Consider the following 15,627-nt stretch of genomic DNA (forward strand, 5'->3'; position numbering starts at 1 on the left):
AAATAACTTAAATTAACAGGGTGGATTGGATGAAACATTGGAAAATTTTAAGTATTGCTTTGTTTGCTGGCTCTTTGGTCGCATGTTCAAGCACACCACAAGAAAGTGGTGAGGAAGAAATTAAGTTTGAACAGCCGGTCATGGAACAAGAAACGGAAGAAGCGGTTGAAGAAGTAGTAGAAATAGAAGAACCAGTGGCTGTTGAAGAAGAGAAGGAAGCAGAACCAGCGCCTGCTCCGACGAAAACAGAAGATGGTAAGCTCATTCTTGGTGAACAAGAGTGGTTGTTCTTCCCTGAATTCAAAGCGACCGTGAAAGCACGCGTTGACTCAGGCGCTACAACATCTTCTCTATCAGCGATCGAAGTTAAACAGTTTGAGCGTGATGGCAAGAAGTGGGTGAAGTTCAAACCAGCCTATGCCGGGAAAGTTGGCAAAGAGATCAGCCTTCCAATCGAGCGCTTTGCAAAAGTGAAGCAGTCAAGCTCAGAAGAATCGGATAAACGTCCTGTAGTAGCGATTTGGATTCAGCTTTCTGAGTTGAAAGAGAAAACAGAGTTTACTCTAGTCGATCGCTCCCACTTAGACTTCCCTGTGTTGCTTGGACGTAGTTTCGTTCGAGATGTGGCGATTGTTGATGTCAGTCGTAAATACGTACAACCAAAAATCACTAAATAACAACGAACTAATAGGTGCCCTTTATTGGGCACCTGCTTATTAAGAACCTTATGCCGCGTATTCTAATTCCGCTCTTATTACTCTTCTCCTCATTCTCTTTCGCCACTGCAAACCAAACCGTCTATGTCTATTCTGCTTCGTCTATGACGCAGGTGGTTGAAAGGTTGATTGAACAAGCACAAGCGCAGGGAATAAAAGTAAAAGGGGTCTATGGATCATCGTCTTCTCTAGCAAGACAAATTTCCCAAGGTGCGCCTGCTGATATCTTTATATCTGCCAATACACAGTGGATGGATTATTTAGAACAACAGGTTGAAGGTGTTGAATCCTCGATTACCATTGCGGGAAACCAACTTGTTGTAGTGTCAGGAAATAAAGACGTAAGGTTAGATAGATTAGATGATCTCTCTAACTGGAACAAAATGTTAGATGGTCAGCGTTTGGCCATTGGTGAATCAAACACCGTGCCTGTGGGTATCTATGCCAAACAAGCCTTACAGAATCTAGGCGTGTGGCAGTCACTGTCAAAACAAACTGCGCCAATGAAAAATACTCGTGCTGTGCTCGCCATGGTGGAAAGGCAGCAGGTACCGATTGGGATTGTCTATGTTACCGATGCAAAGCAGTCTAAACAGGTTCACATAGTTTCGGCGATCCCAACGGATCTTTATGAGCCTATTAAGTACCCAGCGTTGCTACTATCAGATAAAAGCAGTGCAAATCAGGTATATAAAGCCCTTTATAGTAAAGAGATGAGTCAATATTTGCTAGAGTTAGGATTTACCCCATTAACCCAATAGGGAAGGTGTGATGCTCACCGAGTTAGAAATTACAGCCCTAGCGCTAAGCCTGAAAGTAGCTTTTGTTGCGAGTATTTGTATTTTACCTATCGGAATTGCACTGGCTTGGCTTTTGGCTAAAAAAGAGTTCTACGGCAAAAGTCTGCTCGATGGACTTATTCACTTGCCGTTAGTTCTGCCTCCTGTGGTCATTGGATACGTATTACTGATCTTGTTCGGAAAACAAGGCCCTCTTGGCAAGTGGCTAGAACAGTATCTCGGGCTCGACTTCTCGTTCAGTTGGAGAGGGGCCGCGTTAGCATCAGCTGTGGTTGCGTTGCCTTTGATGGTAAGGGCAATTCGCCTTAGTATTTTGTCTGTGGACAGCAAGCTTGAAGATGCCGCAATGACACTGGGGGCTAACCCATGGAGAGTGTTTCAGCGGGTAACGCTTCCATTGATTATGCCTGGTGTTATTTCTGGATTTGTATTGGCCTTTGCGCGCAGCCTAGGTGAGTTTGGTGCAACCATTACCTTTGTCTCTAATATTCCCGGTGAAACACAAACTATTCCTCTTGCAATGTTTAGCTTTCTTGAAACGCCCGGTGCAGAGTTTAAAGCGATGAGACTGTGTATTTTAGCCATTGTAATAGCACTGGTTTCGCTATTTATCAGTGAATGGATGTCGCGCCGATCTCAACAGAAATTGGGGCTTGTTTAATGACATTAACCTTCTCATTTAAACACCAATTTGATAACCAAACCTTTGATATAAAAGGAAGTGTTCCCTCTAAAGGTGTCACCGCTGTGTTTGGCCGCTCCGGTAGCGGTAAATCCACGCTTCTCAACGTATTATGTGGGTTATTGTCGCCTGACCAAGGTGAGGTGACATTTAAAGAAACCTGTCTGCTTGATACCAAGCAAAGTATCAATGTGCCCGTCTGGAAACGAAAAATAGCGGTAGTCTTCCAAGATGCTCGTTTGTTCCCGCATCTCTCTATTCTAGATAACCTTCTTTTTGGTTCACCCAACAAATTACAAAGTGGGCGATTTAAGGAGCTGACATCGCTACTTGGTATCGAGCACTTGTTGGACTCTAAACCAAACAAACTCAGTGGTGGTGAAAGACAGCGTGTCGCTATTGCTAGGGCGCTATTGAGTGAGCCTGAGTTGCTGTTGATGGACGAGCCTTTAGCTAGTCTAGATTTACCTAGAAAAAGAGAGGTAATGCATTATCTCAGTCAATTGCCAGGCAAAATCGACATTCCCATCGTCTACGTGACACATAGCCTTGAAGAGGTCATGCATCTCGCTGACAACCTGCTGGTTTTAGAGTCAGGTATTGTTGCTGATTTTGGTACGGTAGAAAAAGTGTGGAATGGAGATTCGCTTGCGTTATGGCAAGAGAGTGAGCAGCACAGTGCGCTACTGACCGCTAAGGTCTCTGAACGACATCCCAATTATGCTATGCGAAAAATGAAGGTAGCGGGGCATGCGCTATGGGTTCCTGATCAAGCGTTTGAGGACAAGCAGGACGAATGTATGCGCATTAGGATTGATGCTAGAGATGTTTCTGTGACACTGTCACCTGTTGTTGGCAGCTCAATTCGAAATGTAATCCCCGTGCAAGTAATTGACATGGAAGAATTAAACGATCACTCTTGCCTGTTAACTTTAGCGTTGAATGAAGAACTAGCGTTAAAGTCGATACTGACTCAATGGGCTACAGCAGAATTGAAGCTTCAGAAAGGCAGTAAAGTTTTTGCCCAGATCAAAGGCGTGAGTTTTACACAGCAAAACCTTGCTACACACTAAATCTTAAATCTTAAATAGAGCAATAAGCCACTATTTTATTTCGGCAATAAAAAACTCGAGCTGAACTAACAACTCGAGCTCACTTTAGGCGATAGCTTCTTAGTCTTTTAGAAAGACACTATTGAAATCGCGCTTAAGGATAGGGTCACGACGAGCTTTCTTCATTTGCTTGACCATGTCCTTAATACAGTTGAACAGAACTTGGTCTAACAATTGTGCTTTGTAAGCGTTAGTTTGTTCTTCCGTCATGTTTTCAGGAATGTTAAGCGTTGGGAACTCTTCTAGTAGTCCAACACCTGCAAAGGCTTGGCTTACTGAGGTTAGAGCGTGAAATTGCTCGAAGTTGTCTACTACATTCTGTGCACTGGCTGGCAGTTCGTCCCACGCTTTGCGTACTTCTGCTTCACCGGCCTCATGTATAGAAACAACCATTTGGAACATCTGCTCAGGTACTTCATCAAACTCGATGACCTGACGCAATTCCGCTGATACTTCGCTTAGATCGATGGTTTGATCTTCAATTATTTCTGACATAAGGGCATACCTTGTATTGATGGTCACCTTATCGTAAAAAGTTACCTAAAAAAGTCAAACTATAAACGCGTATTGGGTGATGGGTGCTCAATAAATAAGGCGTCGAGCTTATATGTTGGTGGCTATTTGTACTACAGGGTGGGTATTTGTGCAAAATGACATTGAATACCTTTATCTAGATTGAACTCGAGGCGTACTATACTAATCTTGAACTTATTGTAATGGTTAACAATAAAGTTTAATTTTTAGTCACAAAAGCTAAATGGAAACAGTTGTTCAAATGGAGTTGATTTGAAACAGTACGCACTCATTCCGCTAGTGTTGCTTGCTAGCTCTTATGCTAAAGCTGACGAAACCTTGCAAAAAGTATTAGAGCAAACCTTTGCGACAGCGGTTCTGCTCAGTGACAGTGATGCCATCTCGTTTGGTTTTAAAGACTTCGACCCGAATGATTTCGTTACTGATAATGATAATATAGGGACTGAAGAGTCACTAGAGCTGCGTAAACAAATTTCTATTTACACCATTCCTTACACCTTTGATTTGAACGACTTATCTTTTGATAACAAAAGTTTGAAGCAAAACGTTACTGTTGTGGGATCTTATCTTAGAACCAAGCGCGACCTTTCTTTTGGGGATGATCCAACTGACCCAGAAGATACTGCGAGGGAAGAGACATATACTCTAGCAGCTCAATATTGGGTTCAGTACCCACTGTCTAAGAATTGGAGCCTTAATACAGGGCTGGGCACCAATTTAATGTACTTTCGAAATGAATACACCTATCGAAACTCACTCACTACTTCTTTTAGAGATGTGCTTGATGGCTATGCGTTTAATACAGATGCATGGGCGTTAACCTTCAAACCTAGCGTAGAATTTCATTATGATCGCGAACATGACTGGGGCCACTGGGAAGCCTTCACTGAAATGAAGTACTTCTATGGCTTTGGCTGGGGTGAGGCTAATGAAGGTGATGTCGGTAACCCCGAAGGGTGGTATTGGATTAACGGCGTAAAGGGATTTTATGATATCGCGCATTGGGGCGGATATGGGCAAACCGTCTATAGCAGCATTCGCCGTATCGATGTCGGTAAGGACCTGCGTGAACCGATGGGTACTGCTCATTACTATGAATGGAGCTTAGGCTGGCTCGTATCTCCTCCCTTCTTGAAGGACTATTTAGATAATGTTGGTCTTGGCATCAACATCAACTACGGAAGTAGCTTAAAAGGTGGAACCTTAGTCCTACTGATTAACGAAGATTAGTGATTTAATTTTTGGCTATTCGCTATAACCAAGTAAATGTTTTGTTGCTTGTGTGTTGCGTTATCATGTCCCCATCACTCTTTTAAGTCGATATGTAGTTTTAATACAAAAAACACCCGTATCATCTTCAAATTCTTGATATTAATCCTCGCCTTTAAACCTTGTTTAACATAGATTTAGTATCAGTAAGTCTAAGATTTTTGGAGATTTTATGGGATGGTTTAGTCGTCTCTTTGGTTCGTCTGAAGCACCTAAACAGGCTGTTGTAGAACCAATAGAGTACAAAGGATATTTAATTTACGCTGAACCCATTGCTGAGGGTGGCCAGTACCGCATTGCTGGACGCATTACACTGGGTGAGGGCGGTTCAACTAAGACTCATCGCTTTATTCGTTCTGACTTACTTGGCAATGAAGGTGATGCCAATGAATTGATGATCAAAAAAGCACAAATGTTGATCGACCAAATGGGTGAAACCATCTTCAACCACTAAGCTCAGGCTAGCTAGTCTGATGAGTGCTCTGTAAGACAATGAGATGTTGTTTTCTTACAGATATTGATGATATTTTTTCTGAATTGGTGGTGCAGATAAAAGTGGTTAGCTTTTATTGGTGGGCCAAGGAAGACTTTTTAATTTTGTTTTTTATTTTTGTGCCAATAGTAGGGAATAGCTATGCAAATTGGTGTGCCTAGAGAAAGCCTCGCGGGTGAAACACGCGTAGCTGCAACGCCTAAAACGGTAGAGCAGCTTATAAAACTGGGATTTGACGTCTCAATAGAAGGGGAAGCAGGGGCGTTAGCCAGCTTCGACAATCAAGCGTTTGAAAGTGCGGGAGCAACTATTGTTGATCACGCTGCTGTTTGGAACGCGGACTTAATTCTGAAAGTAAACGCACCTTCTGATGAAGAGATTGCGCTTCTCAAGGATGGTGCGAGCCTGGTTAGCTTTGTATGGCCAGCGCAAAACCCTGAATTAATGGAAAAGCTTTCGAGCAAGAACATCAACGTGATGGCAATGGATGCGGTACCTCGCATTTCTCGTGCTCAAGCGTTAGATGCATTGAGCTCAATGGCGAACATCGCAGGTTATCGTGCTGTAGTTGAAGCCGCTCACGAATTTGGTCGTTTCTTCACAGGTCAAATTACCGCTGCAGGTAAAGTTCCGCCGGCTAAAGTCTTGGTTGCGGGGGCGGGTGTTGCAGGTCTTGCAGCTATCGGTGCTGCGGGAAGCCTTGGCGCTATTGTTCGTTCATTTGATGTTCGTCCTGAAGTAAAAGAGCAAGTTGAATCTATGGGCGCTGAGTTCTTGGAAGTGGATTTCCAAGAGGATACTGGCGCTGGTGACGGCTATGCAAAAGAAATGTCAGACGAATTCAACAAGAAAGCGGAAGAGCTTTACGCTGAACAAGCGAAAGACGTTGATATCATCATTACAACAGCACTTATCCCAGGTCGTCCAGCACCTAAGCTAATTACCAAAGAAATGGTAGATAGCATGAAGTCGGGTAGTGTGATCGTTGACCTTGCAGCTGCTAATGGCGGTAACTGTGCTTACACAGAAGCAGACAAGGTAATTACTACGGCAAATGGCGTTAAAGTCATTGGTTATACCGATATGGTAGGTCGCCTACCGACCCAGTCTTCTCAACTTTACGGTACTAACATTGTCAATCTGCTTAAACTGCTTTGCAAAGAGAAAGATGGCAACATCGATATCGACTTTGAAGATGTAGTGCTTCGTGGTGTGACGGTAGTGAAAGAAGGTGAAGTTACTTGGCCTGCGCCGCCAATTCAGGTTTCTGCACAGCCACAGGCTGCACCTAAAGCAGCACCAGTAAAACCAGAGCCTAAAAAAGATGAGCCAGTCTCACCGGTTAAGAAGCTTGCTGGCCTTGTCATTGGCCTTGGTGCATTTGCATGGGTAGCTTCAGTAGCACCTGCTGCATTCCTAGCTCACTTCACTGTATTCGTGCTGGCTTGTATCGTAGGTTACTACGTAGTTTGGAACGTAACGCACGCTCTGCATACCCCGCTAATGTCGGTGACTAATGCCATTTCGGGCATCATCATTGTGGGTGCATTGCTACAAATAGGACAAGGTAATGGTGTCGTAACCTTCCTTGCATTTATTGCCGTGTTAATTGCTAGCATCAACATCTTCGGTGGCTTTACGGTCACTAAGCGTATGCTAGAAATGTTCCGTAAAGACTAAGGAGTAATATATGTCTGCAGGATTAGTTCAAGCCGCATATATTATTGCTGCTGTGTTCTTTATTATGAGCTTGGCGGGTCTTTCTAAACAAGAAACGGCTCGTTCAGGTAACTATTATGGTATTGCAGGTATGGCTATTGCCTTGCTTGCAACTATCTTTGGCCCACATTCGAGCGGTATTGCTTGGATTCTTTTGGCTATGGTTGTTGGTGGCGGTATTGGTATTCATTATGCCAAGAAAGTTGAAATGACCGAAATGCCAGAGTTGGTTGCGATCCTACACAGTTTCGTAGGTATGGCAGCAGTACTAGTAGGCTATAACAGTCTTTTAGACGCACCAGAAGCAGCAACTCATGCTGAGCATGTGATTCACCTTGTTGAGGTATACCTTGGCGTATTCATTGGTGCAGTGACATTTACTGGTTCTATCGTTGCCTTTGGTAAATTGCGTGGCATCATTTCTTCGTCTCCACTGAACCTTCCGCACAAGCACAAGCTAAACCTTGCTGCTATCGTAGTTTCAGCACTATTGTTGAAATGGTACTTAGGTGGCGATGGCGCTCTATTTCCATTGTTCCTAATGACTCTGATAGCGTTCGCTTTTGGTTACCACTTGGTGGCTTCAATCGGCGGTGCGGATATGCCAGTAGTGGTTTCAATGCTTAACTCATACTCTGGTTGGGCAGCAGCTGCGGCAGGCTTCATGCTAGCAAACGATCTTCTGATCGTTACCGGTGCACTAGTAGGTTCGTCAGGTGCAATCCTGTCTTACATCATGTGTAAGGCAATGAACCGTTCATTTATTAGTGTTATCGCAGGTGGCTTTGGTCAAGAAGTTGCAGTATCTACTGGTGACGAAGAGCAGGGTGAGCATCGAGAATCAACCGCTGAAGAAGTGGCTGAAATGCTTAAGAACTCTAAGTCAGTGATCATCACTCCTGGATACGGTATGGCAGTAGCGCAAGCTCAGTACCCAGTGCATGAGATTACCGATAAGCTTCGTGCTCAAGGTATTGAAGTGCGCTTCGGTATTCACCCAGTAGCGGGTCGTTTACCTGGTCACATGAACGTACTACTAGCAGAAGCTAAAGTGCCTTATGACATCGTATTGGAAATGGATGAAATCAATGATGATTTCACTGAGACTGATACTGTACTGGTTATCGGAGCGAACGATACGGTTAACCCGGCTGCACTTGAAGATCCAACAAGCCCAATTGCTGGCATGCCAGTACTTGAGGTGTGGAACGCACAGAACGTAGTTGTGTTTAAGCGTTCAATGAATACTGGTTACGCTGGCGTTCAAAACCCGCTTTTCTTCAAAGAAAACTCATCAATGCTATTTGGTGACGCTAAAGACTCTTGCTTGAAGATCATTGAGCATCTTTAAGGCTGTTAGTTAGCGCAAAAGGGAGCTTCGGCTCCCTTTTTTATTTGTGTCCTTTCCTACAGGTAATCGTAATCACACTAAGTAAGTGATCAGAAATCGCGTAGGAAAAATTCTCGAGGACGAGGCAGAATTTTTCGATAAGTCGTTATTCTACAATCAAAAATTCTGACGCAGTCATCGAGTATTTTAACAAACTAGGATGACCAGTTACTTAGTACGATTGGTATAAGTGTCATTTCATTGTCAATAATGGCGTACGGTTTGGAATGCCTGACTGTTTACGCGTATAGTTAGCACATTCAAGTTAAAACATGTTGTACTCTTTGAGAACTTTACTTCTATTCATAAGCTTAGTGACTGTTAGCCCAATGCTAGCGGCGAAAACACTACCCCAAAGGTTAGATACTTTGGTGAGCTTATTTGTGTTTGAAGATGCGAAAGATGTGTATGACATGCAAGTGATTCAAGCCGATTTCCCGACGTCTTTAATCAATCCAAATTCTATGCTGCCACAGACCAGCAAATATCCTTTAAAAGATATACAGTTGCTGTATCAACTAGACCAAAGCTGTAAAGGCAAGCTACCTCTTAGCCCAACAGTTACCGAGCCATTAGTATTTACGCGGGCCATGTGCAGAGGCACCAAACTACCTCTAAAATGGTTTGCTCGTTCAAATCATATTCATCCCGGCGGCGGCACCTATGCGGCTCGCTACGTGAAAGCCCATCCAGACCGTTTTGATGAACTGCAACAGTACATGCACATCAATGAGAGACAATTGGCAGAGCCTGATAGTCTGCTAGGGCGGTTGCAACTGATGCACCGTGATTCGATCTCTGCCTTGCTGTCAGGCGCACCTATGATGTTACAGGGTAACGAATTTTGGCTAAGAAAGGGCGACAGTTACTTTGTGTTTGACGTGGAAACGCTAGAGCATAATGCCAAAGAGGCTGAGTTAAGCTTCAGCCCTGTATCGCAAGTGAGTGAATGTTTCTTTGAGCGTGGCAATATTTGCTGGCAACAACACGACAATAGTCACCTGATAAAGAATCTTCTTTATGCCTTAGTGCTTTTGAACTTGGCTTTGATTATTGGTTGGTCTGTTTATCGCTGGAACAGTAAGCGAGAAGAGATGCGCAGTCGTATGCTCATTCTACAGATACTCACCCATGAATTACGCACTCCTATCGCAAGTTTGTCTATGACAGTTGAGGGATTCAGGAGAGAGTTCGAGCACTTACCAGAAACGGTTTACGATGAGTTTAGGCGTTTATGTGAAGACTCAAGACGTCTCAGGCAACTTGCCGAGGCCAGCAAAGATTATCTGCAATCAGATAACCGTCCTTTAGCGACCGAACATCTGCCATCAATGCAAGAGTGGCTCGATTATAAAGTTGAAAACTATTCAGGGAACGTCTCTCTGAATATAGAAAAAGATATTGAGGTGCGGGTCAACATCTATTGGCTTGGTACCTGTATTGATAATTTGGTCAATAATGCAATTAAGTATGGTGTGGGCAAGGTTGAACTTTGCGTACATCGAAATGACAACACGCTCATCATTGAAGTGCAAGACGAAGGCAACCTAAGCGCAAAAGATTGGAAACAATTGAGAAAGCCGTTTGTAAGTGAAGCGGGTCTTGGACTTGGGCTGACTATTGTTGAATCAATGGTGGGACGAATGGGGGGAAGCATGAAACTTGTTGGTCCCCCTACTAAATTTGTAATGGAGATCCCTTGTGGAACAGACACTACTACTCGTTGAAGATGATAAAAACCTGGCAGATGGCTTATTAGTGAGCCTTGAACAAGCAGGCTACACCTGCCTACACTCTGAAACTATCGCAGACACAGCAGCGCTGTGGGAAAAAGCGGACCTAGTTATTCTTGATAGACAACTGCCAGATGGTGATTCAATTTCTAAGCTCGCAGAGTGGAAAGAAATTAAATCAGTGCCGGTTATCCTTTTAACTGCATTAGTCACGGTTAAGGATAAAGTATCGGGTCTGGATGCGGGTGCTGATGACTATCTCACTAAGCCCTTTGCTGAAGCTGAACTGTTTGCTCGTATTCGTGCTAACTTACGAAGCCCAGGCAGTGAGGCGGGAACCGATGATTCTAAAGTCATCACTGACAACCTAATTATCGATAAGGCCACGCGCGAAGTCGATTACAATGGCGCTAGCATTTCACTGACACGCACAGAGTTTGATCTGCTGATGTTCTTGGCAAGTAACCTGGGCCGCGTATTTACTCGTGATGAATTACTTGATCACGTATGGGGTTACAACCACTTCCCAACGACGCGTACCGTTGATACTCATGTGCTTCAACTTCGTCAAAAATTGCCCGGTATCGATATCGAGACATTGCGTGGCGTTGGTTACAAGATGAAAAGCTAATGAAACCGCTGTTAACCGCGTTGTTACTTTTTCCTGTAGTAGTTCCTGCAACTACCCATGCGCAATGGTTTGAAGAAAACAACGCTGTCACACGAATGCACAAGAAACTGCTCGAAGATGATTTGAGTGGCATGTTTGATCTTATGGTGCAGGTATGGCAACAGGAATCTACGGATAATCTTGAACCACATCTAGAGTCGCTGCTTAAGCAGGCCACCGAAAAAGATTGTGGTAAAAGCCTGATCTCTGAAGGTTTACCTACTTGGCTAGACTCAATCACCATAGAAAAGGTATCGGTGCAGCGACCAGGTCGTTTGTCTCATAAGCTGAGACTGCAAATCGTCTCTGAAGAGTCACTATCTCAGGTGAGATTAACCTTATGGCCTGATACTAGTATCTCTAAAGAGGTTGTAGACCAAGATGCGTTTGAAACTATTACTGACGAAAAGCGTACCTTACAACAAACAGAAGCGACTTACAGTTTAAATAGAGCCCTTAAATCCGGTTTGTATCAGCTGTCTATCGAAGACAAAGCCCAGAATAAATGGTCACATTGGATTGTTATCACTGAAGCCGACCCTGTGCATGTCGTACGTTGGGACTCGCAAGACAGTTGGGCGGTAGACAAGAAGCGCTTACTCAATCGCTACTGTCCATTGCCTGTACAAGAGGTGACGGTGTATGACTATAAAGATGGTCAGTACTTATCGGTATGGAATAAGTCGTATGAGTCTAACTATCCTGTTAAACTGCCTCGCAACGCTGTAGAGCCTGAGCGATATGTTGTGAGCGTATCTATGACGCAGTCACAATGGCAGGGGCCGATACTGTTTAAAGATAAACGAACCATCAGTAAGACTATCGACTATACAGAAGAGTAGGGTAGAGCAATTCGGAGTAATTATGTTAGATGATTTACCACCACTAAGTCATGAAGAACAGCAGAAAGCTGTTGAACGTATTCAAGAGTTAATGGCCAGTGGAATGAGTACAGCACAAGCAATCAAGCAAGTAGCTGAAGACATTCGAGCAGAGTTTAAAAAGGACCAAGAGCAGTAATGCTCTTGGTTTTACTTATGCAAATATAACGCACTATAACTAAATATTTTTAATGCTGTTATCAACACGTATCCACGACATAACGTTAAATTGCACAATATTCTGTATGAGCTAAAGGTTTGTGTTTGCTTGTAAAGTCCTTTTGTAACAATGACTTATGCCTATTTGTTTGGCTATGTGGTGAGCAACATGTAAGTTAGTTACATTAGGTCGGGGGTGTCTAGTGTATTATCCTGTACGAATTTCAAACGTTACATTAGTTTGTACTTACTATGGGCTTGGGTACTATTAATACAGGTTATGAATTAGCCAGTTCGGTTTTATCTACAATCTTCGTTAACCTAGGTTGACCATAATGTGGCGTTCTGTAACAGAAAGTCTTAACACGGTGGAGCCACGAATCCTCTAGAGTCTGCGTGTGTTCAACCGGTTAATTCCATCCAAATTACACTGTAACAAATCTCTGTAATTGCTTAGTTTCCACAGAAGTTGTTGTGCTTTAATCAGAGGAAAAATGGTGTAATGATAGTGAGATAGCTGAAAGTCATGACTGGAGTATTAGATGACGCTAAGAGTTGTACCTGAGCTTTACTGTCAAAACATAGAGGTTAACAAGCAGTTCTTTATTGAGGTGCTGAATTTCTCCGTTAAGTACCAACGATTGGACGAGAAGTTTTTATATCTAACCAAAGATGGTGTCGACTTAATGCTGGAAGGCATTGATGGGAAGAGTCGCAAGTGGTTAGTAGCCGCCGCAGAATTTCCATTTGGCCGAGGAGTTAATCTTCAGTGGGATGTGAAAGATATAGACACGCTATATAGGCACGTATCTCAGGTTGCACAAGATTCTATATACCTAGAACTAGAGACAAAGTCATACCTCTGCGGTGCACATAACGCAGTGCAAAAACAATTTGTCGTCCAAACACCCGACGGTTATCTATTTAGGTTTTGCGAGGACGTGCTAGATTAAATTTTTAAGGTATTGCGTCACGAAATTCACCATAAGATAAAACCATCGCTATTTTTACCCATGACAACACACTAGAACGGCTGCCAACTAGTAATAATGAGTAAATACAGCGCTATGTTAACGGATCACAATTAAATGCGCATAATCAATGTTATGTTAAATATGATTTTGTGAATAGCAAGTGAATCCCTGTAACTCCTCCTCCTCTATCTAGGCCTAGTAGTCTTTTTCTGCTTCTGTCCTTGAACTGTGTTCCAGCATTCTACTAAGTCATGTCATCATTGAGTGATTTTGCGTACTCATCAGTTGTACTGACAAATGATTTTACATCGATCTCTAACCAACACGTGCTGGTTGGAGAGCTTCGACTTAGTTGATTCTTACTCTTTCGGTAACCTACTCCTTAGTACCCGTAACAATATCGATAACCTGTTTGATGCAGTGTTCTTCGAATGGTTGCATTGCGACAATTCCATTAATAATCACGCCAATAGAGAAATGGAACTGCTTTCACGCAGGGCTGTATATATAAACAGTATCACTGGCATTGAGGTAGTTCCAACCATATTAAGGCAGGTCGAATGATTCTTTGCTATCACAAACGTAAGATTCGTATACGCCAAGGGTTTGAACATGGGTGACAATATGGCAAGTGAGAGTCGTAGCGGCGCTCTTAAGGCACTATCCGTTTAATCCCACTAATCAGGGCTTTTCCATTCCGAAGCCCTTTAATTTCCCGCTACTGATCCTTCGCTTTATTTACTGCTTTAGAAATGCAAAAAAATTCAGTTTTAGAACACTCAGATCAATAAGAGCATAAACTGTCCAAAATATAGGTTGAATTACTCACGCAAACGTTTACTATACGCGCCAAATTTAATATATCGAAGCTGTATATGTTTGGTGATTTGGACCAATCGTTTCTACCCTGGAACCTAACTCTGGGACTACAGTTTTCCGGTGCTCATTTTTGTTATGCAGCACCCACCACTCACATGGGCTTCGATGTCTTGTTCCATTTTTATGAAATGGATCAACTACCTAATTGTTTTAGTTAATTAAGGTTATATTGTGAGTCAAGAAACCCTCATCCAGCCAAGCCCGAGTAGTACTTCGGTTATCGACCGTCAGTTCAAGATCAGCGAGCGTAAATCTAGCATTGGTACAGAGTTGTACGCAGGTTTCATTACCTTCTTGGCGATGAGCTACATCCTCGCAGTCAACCCTGCCATTTTAGGCGATATCCCAGGTATGGATCGCGGTGCAGTGTTTACAGCAACCGCTATTGCGGCAGCTATTGCTACCTTGATTATGGGTGTGTTTGGTAACTACCCTGTTATGTTGGCACCTGGCATGAGCATGAATGGTTTCTTCAAGGGCGTATTGTTTAGCGGCTCTGTGGCGCTTTTATGGCATGAGGCTCTTTTTGGTATCTTCCTATCAGGAATCATCTACCTTATCTTCTCTTTAACTAAGATAAGAAAGACCATGATTGAGTCTATTCCGGAAGATCTCAAGCTTGCAATCACCGTCTCTCTGGGCCTATTCATTGCCTTTCTTGGCCTTAAAAACGCAGGCATTATCGTAGCAAACCCGTTCATTCTTGTCAGTATGGGCGATATTAAAGAGCCTCAAGTACTGATTGCTTACATCAGTATCTTTGTTGCGCTTGGCTGTATGATACGAGACATTAAGCTAGCAACCTTTATCTCATTTGTTACCTCTATCGTACTTACCATCGCTGCCGATGTCTTTATGGGTACAGCTAACGCACCAATCCCTGATTCACTCGTATCTATGCCACCAAGCATGGCGTCAAGCTTTGGTGCAATCTTTAACTTTTCAGCCTTTACACCTGAAAAGCTTTTTGACCTGTTATTTATCGTCATCATCTTCTTTATTGTCGACTTCTTTGATGGGTTAAGCACCATCGTTGGTGTAGGTCGCGATGCCGGTATCATTGATAAAGACGGTAAGGTACCAAACGCAAAGTCTGCACTGGTTGCCGATGCTGGCGGTACTGTGATTGGTACTGTATTGGGCACAACCTCGATTACCGCTTTCTCTGAGTCCGGTATTGCGTCTTCTCAAGGTGCACGAACGGGCCTAGCAGCAGTGGTAGTGTCAGGCTTATTCCTTGTATCTTTATTCTTGTTCCCACTATTTTCGATTTTCTCTACTGCAATCGTTGCGCCAGCAATGGTGGTTGTAGGTATCTATATGGTTGGAAGACTAGGTAGCATTCAATGGGAAAAGAAAGAGTCGCGCATTGCCGCCTTCTTTACCATCATGTTTACTATTCTTAGCTTCTCGCCTGCGAACGGCATGGCAATGGGCTTTATCAGCTACTCTTTCTCTATGGTTGTTGCGGGTAAGGGTAAGGAAGTCCACCCAATCATCTATGGTTTATCAGCAATCTTTGTTACTTACTTGGTATTAATGTAACCGCTAGTGACGCTGTCACCTAGGTAACCATTTGATAACTAATAAAAAGGGCGATACTAGTGTATCGCCCT

15 protein-coding genes and 1 riboswitch are annotated in these 15,627 nt (G+C 43.3%); of the genes, 14 read left to right on the forward strand and 1 reads right to left on the reverse strand.

Annotated elements, in window-relative coordinates; genetic code table 11:
* Positions 1–29 precede the first annotated feature (29 nt).
* Genes D5I41_RS00265 through modC form a run of 4 tightly spaced genes read left to right on the forward strand, consistent with a single transcriptional unit; the run spans position 30 to position 3,271 of the window.
* On the forward strand, positions 30–677 hold the full coding sequence (locus tag D5I41_RS00265) for an ATP-dependent zinc protease family protein (protein ID WP_119007950.1): 648 nt from the start codon (positions 30–32) through the stop codon (positions 675–677).
* Positions 678–727: 50 nt separating this feature from the next.
* A complete protein-coding gene (gene modA, locus D5I41_RS00270) occupies positions 728–1,477 on the forward strand; it encodes a molybdate ABC transporter substrate-binding protein (protein WP_119007951.1) in 750 nt (249 codons plus the stop codon).
* A gap of 7 nt (positions 1,478–1,484) precedes the next feature.
* Complete coding sequence (gene modB, locus D5I41_RS00275; RefSeq protein WP_162892763.1) at positions 1,485–2,177, forward strand: molybdate ABC transporter permease subunit; 693 nt, start codon at positions 1,485–1,487, stop codon at positions 2,175–2,177.
* A complete protein-coding gene (modC, locus tag D5I41_RS00280) occupies positions 2,177–3,271 on the forward strand; it encodes a molybdenum ABC transporter ATP-binding protein (protein ID WP_119007953.1) in 1,095 nt (364 codons plus the stop codon). Before modB ends, modC begins: the two co-directional genes overlap by 1 nt.
* Before the next feature lie 99 nt (positions 3,272–3,370).
* Here modC and D5I41_RS00285 read toward each other — a convergent pair whose 3' ends face one another.
* Positions 3,371–3,805, reverse strand: a complete 435-nt coding sequence (locus tag D5I41_RS00285) for a DUF3069 domain-containing protein (RefSeq protein ID WP_017029949.1) — start codon at positions 3,803–3,805, stop codon at positions 3,371–3,373.
* A gap of 291 nt (positions 3,806–4,096) precedes the next feature.
* Between D5I41_RS00285 and D5I41_RS00290 the strand changes: the two genes are divergently transcribed.
* The 10 genes from D5I41_RS00290 to D5I41_RS00340 all read left to right on the forward strand — a co-directional run bounded on the left by D5I41_RS00290 (position 4,097) and on the right by D5I41_RS00340 (position 15,556).
* Positions 4,097–5,074, forward strand: coding sequence for a Solitary outer membrane autotransporter beta-barrel domain (locus tag D5I41_RS00290; protein WP_119007954.1), 978 nt, complete (start codon positions 4,097–4,099; stop codon positions 5,072–5,074).
* A gap of 211 nt (positions 5,075–5,285) precedes the next feature.
* Positions 5,286–5,567, forward strand: a complete 282-nt coding sequence (locus D5I41_RS00295) for an HlyU family transcriptional regulator (protein ID WP_119007955.1) — start codon at positions 5,286–5,288, stop codon at positions 5,565–5,567.
* A 180-nt stretch (positions 5,568–5,747) separates the two neighbouring features.
* Positions 5,748–7,286, forward strand: coding sequence for a Re/Si-specific NAD(P)(+) transhydrogenase subunit alpha (gene pntA, locus D5I41_RS00300; protein WP_119007956.1), 1,539 nt, complete (start codon positions 5,748–5,750; stop codon positions 7,284–7,286).
* Between the two features lie 10 nt (positions 7,287–7,296).
* Positions 7,297–8,676: a Re/Si-specific NAD(P)(+) transhydrogenase subunit beta gene (gene pntB, locus D5I41_RS00305; protein WP_065210713.1), complete on the forward strand. Its 1,380-nt coding sequence runs from the start codon at positions 7,297–7,299 to the stop codon at positions 8,674–8,676.
* Positions 8,677–8,987: 311 nt separating this feature from the next.
* A complete protein-coding gene (gene vxrA, locus D5I41_RS00310; RefSeq protein ID WP_162892764.1) occupies positions 8,988–10,442 on the forward strand; it encodes a sensor histidine kinase VxrA in 1,455 nt (484 codons plus the stop codon).
* Positions 10,417–11,079 (forward strand): response regulator transcription factor VxrB, encoded by a 663-nt coding sequence (gene vxrB, locus D5I41_RS00315; RefSeq protein ID WP_119007958.1) that lies wholly within the window; start codon positions 10,417–10,419, stop codon positions 11,077–11,079. Before vxrA ends, vxrB begins: the two co-directional genes overlap by 26 nt.
* Positions 11,079–11,960, forward strand: coding sequence for a DUF2861 family protein (locus D5I41_RS00320; RefSeq protein ID WP_119007959.1), 882 nt, complete (start codon positions 11,079–11,081; stop codon positions 11,958–11,960). The genes vxrB and D5I41_RS00320 overlap by 1 nt, the downstream gene beginning before the upstream one ends.
* A gap of 22 nt (positions 11,961–11,982) precedes the next feature.
* The gene (locus tag D5I41_RS00325; protein ID WP_017029941.1) at positions 11,983–12,138 is read left to right on the forward strand and encodes a YoaH family protein; all 156 of its coding nucleotides are present in this window, start codon (positions 11,983–11,985) and stop codon (positions 12,136–12,138) included.
* A 562-nt stretch (positions 12,139–12,700) separates the two neighbouring features.
* Entirely contained in the window at positions 12,701–13,111 is a 411-nt protein-coding gene (locus tag D5I41_RS00330; RefSeq protein WP_119007960.1) for a bleomycin resistance protein, read from the forward strand.
* Positions 13,112–13,981: 870 nt separating this feature from the next.
* A riboswitch (purine riboswitch) is annotated at positions 13,982–14,081 on the forward strand.
* A gap of 101 nt (positions 14,082–14,182) precedes the next feature.
* Positions 14,183–15,556, forward strand: coding sequence for an NCS2 family permease (locus D5I41_RS00340; RefSeq protein ID WP_119007961.1), 1,374 nt, complete (start codon positions 14,183–14,185; stop codon positions 15,554–15,556).
* Positions 15,557–15,627 lie beyond the last annotated feature (71 nt).

Source organism: Vibrio superstes (assembly GCF_003569005.1).
GTDB lineage: Bacteria > Pseudomonadota > Gammaproteobacteria > Enterobacterales > Vibrionaceae > Vibrio > Vibrio superstes.

Excerpts from the sequence above, each read along its gene's own strand:
- D5I41_RS00265 (WP_119007950.1), top strand. The coding sequence starts at position 30 with ATGAAACATTGGAAAATTTTAAGTATTGCTTTGTTTGCTGGCTCTTTG.
- modA (WP_119007951.1), top strand. The coding sequence starts at position 728 with ATGCCGCGTATTCTAATTCCGCTCTTATTACTCTTCTCCTCATTCTCT.
- modC (WP_119007953.1), top strand. The coding sequence starts at position 2,177 with ATGACATTAACCTTCTCATTTAAACACCAATTTGATAACCAAACCTTT.
- D5I41_RS00285 (WP_017029949.1), bottom strand. The coding sequence starts at position 3,805 with ATGTCAGAAATAATTGAAGATCAAACCATCGATCTAAGCGAAGTATCA.
- D5I41_RS00295 (WP_119007955.1), top strand. The coding sequence starts at position 5,286 with ATGGGATGGTTTAGTCGTCTCTTTGGTTCGTCTGAAGCACCTAAACAG.
- pntA (WP_119007956.1), top strand. The coding sequence starts at position 5,748 with ATGCAAATTGGTGTGCCTAGAGAAAGCCTCGCGGGTGAAACACGCGTA.
- pntB (WP_065210713.1), top strand. The coding sequence starts at position 7,297 with ATGTCTGCAGGATTAGTTCAAGCCGCATATATTATTGCTGCTGTGTTC.
- vxrA (WP_162892764.1), top strand. The coding sequence starts at position 8,988 with ATGTTGTACTCTTTGAGAACTTTACTTCTATTCATAAGCTTAGTGACT.
- D5I41_RS00320 (WP_119007959.1), top strand. The coding sequence starts at position 11,079 with ATGAAACCGCTGTTAACCGCGTTGTTACTTTTTCCTGTAGTAGTTCCT.
- D5I41_RS00325 (WP_017029941.1), top strand. The coding sequence starts at position 11,983 with ATGTTAGATGATTTACCACCACTAAGTCATGAAGAACAGCAGAAAGCT.
- D5I41_RS00330 (WP_119007960.1), top strand. The coding sequence starts at position 12,701 with ATGACGCTAAGAGTTGTACCTGAGCTTTACTGTCAAAACATAGAGGTT.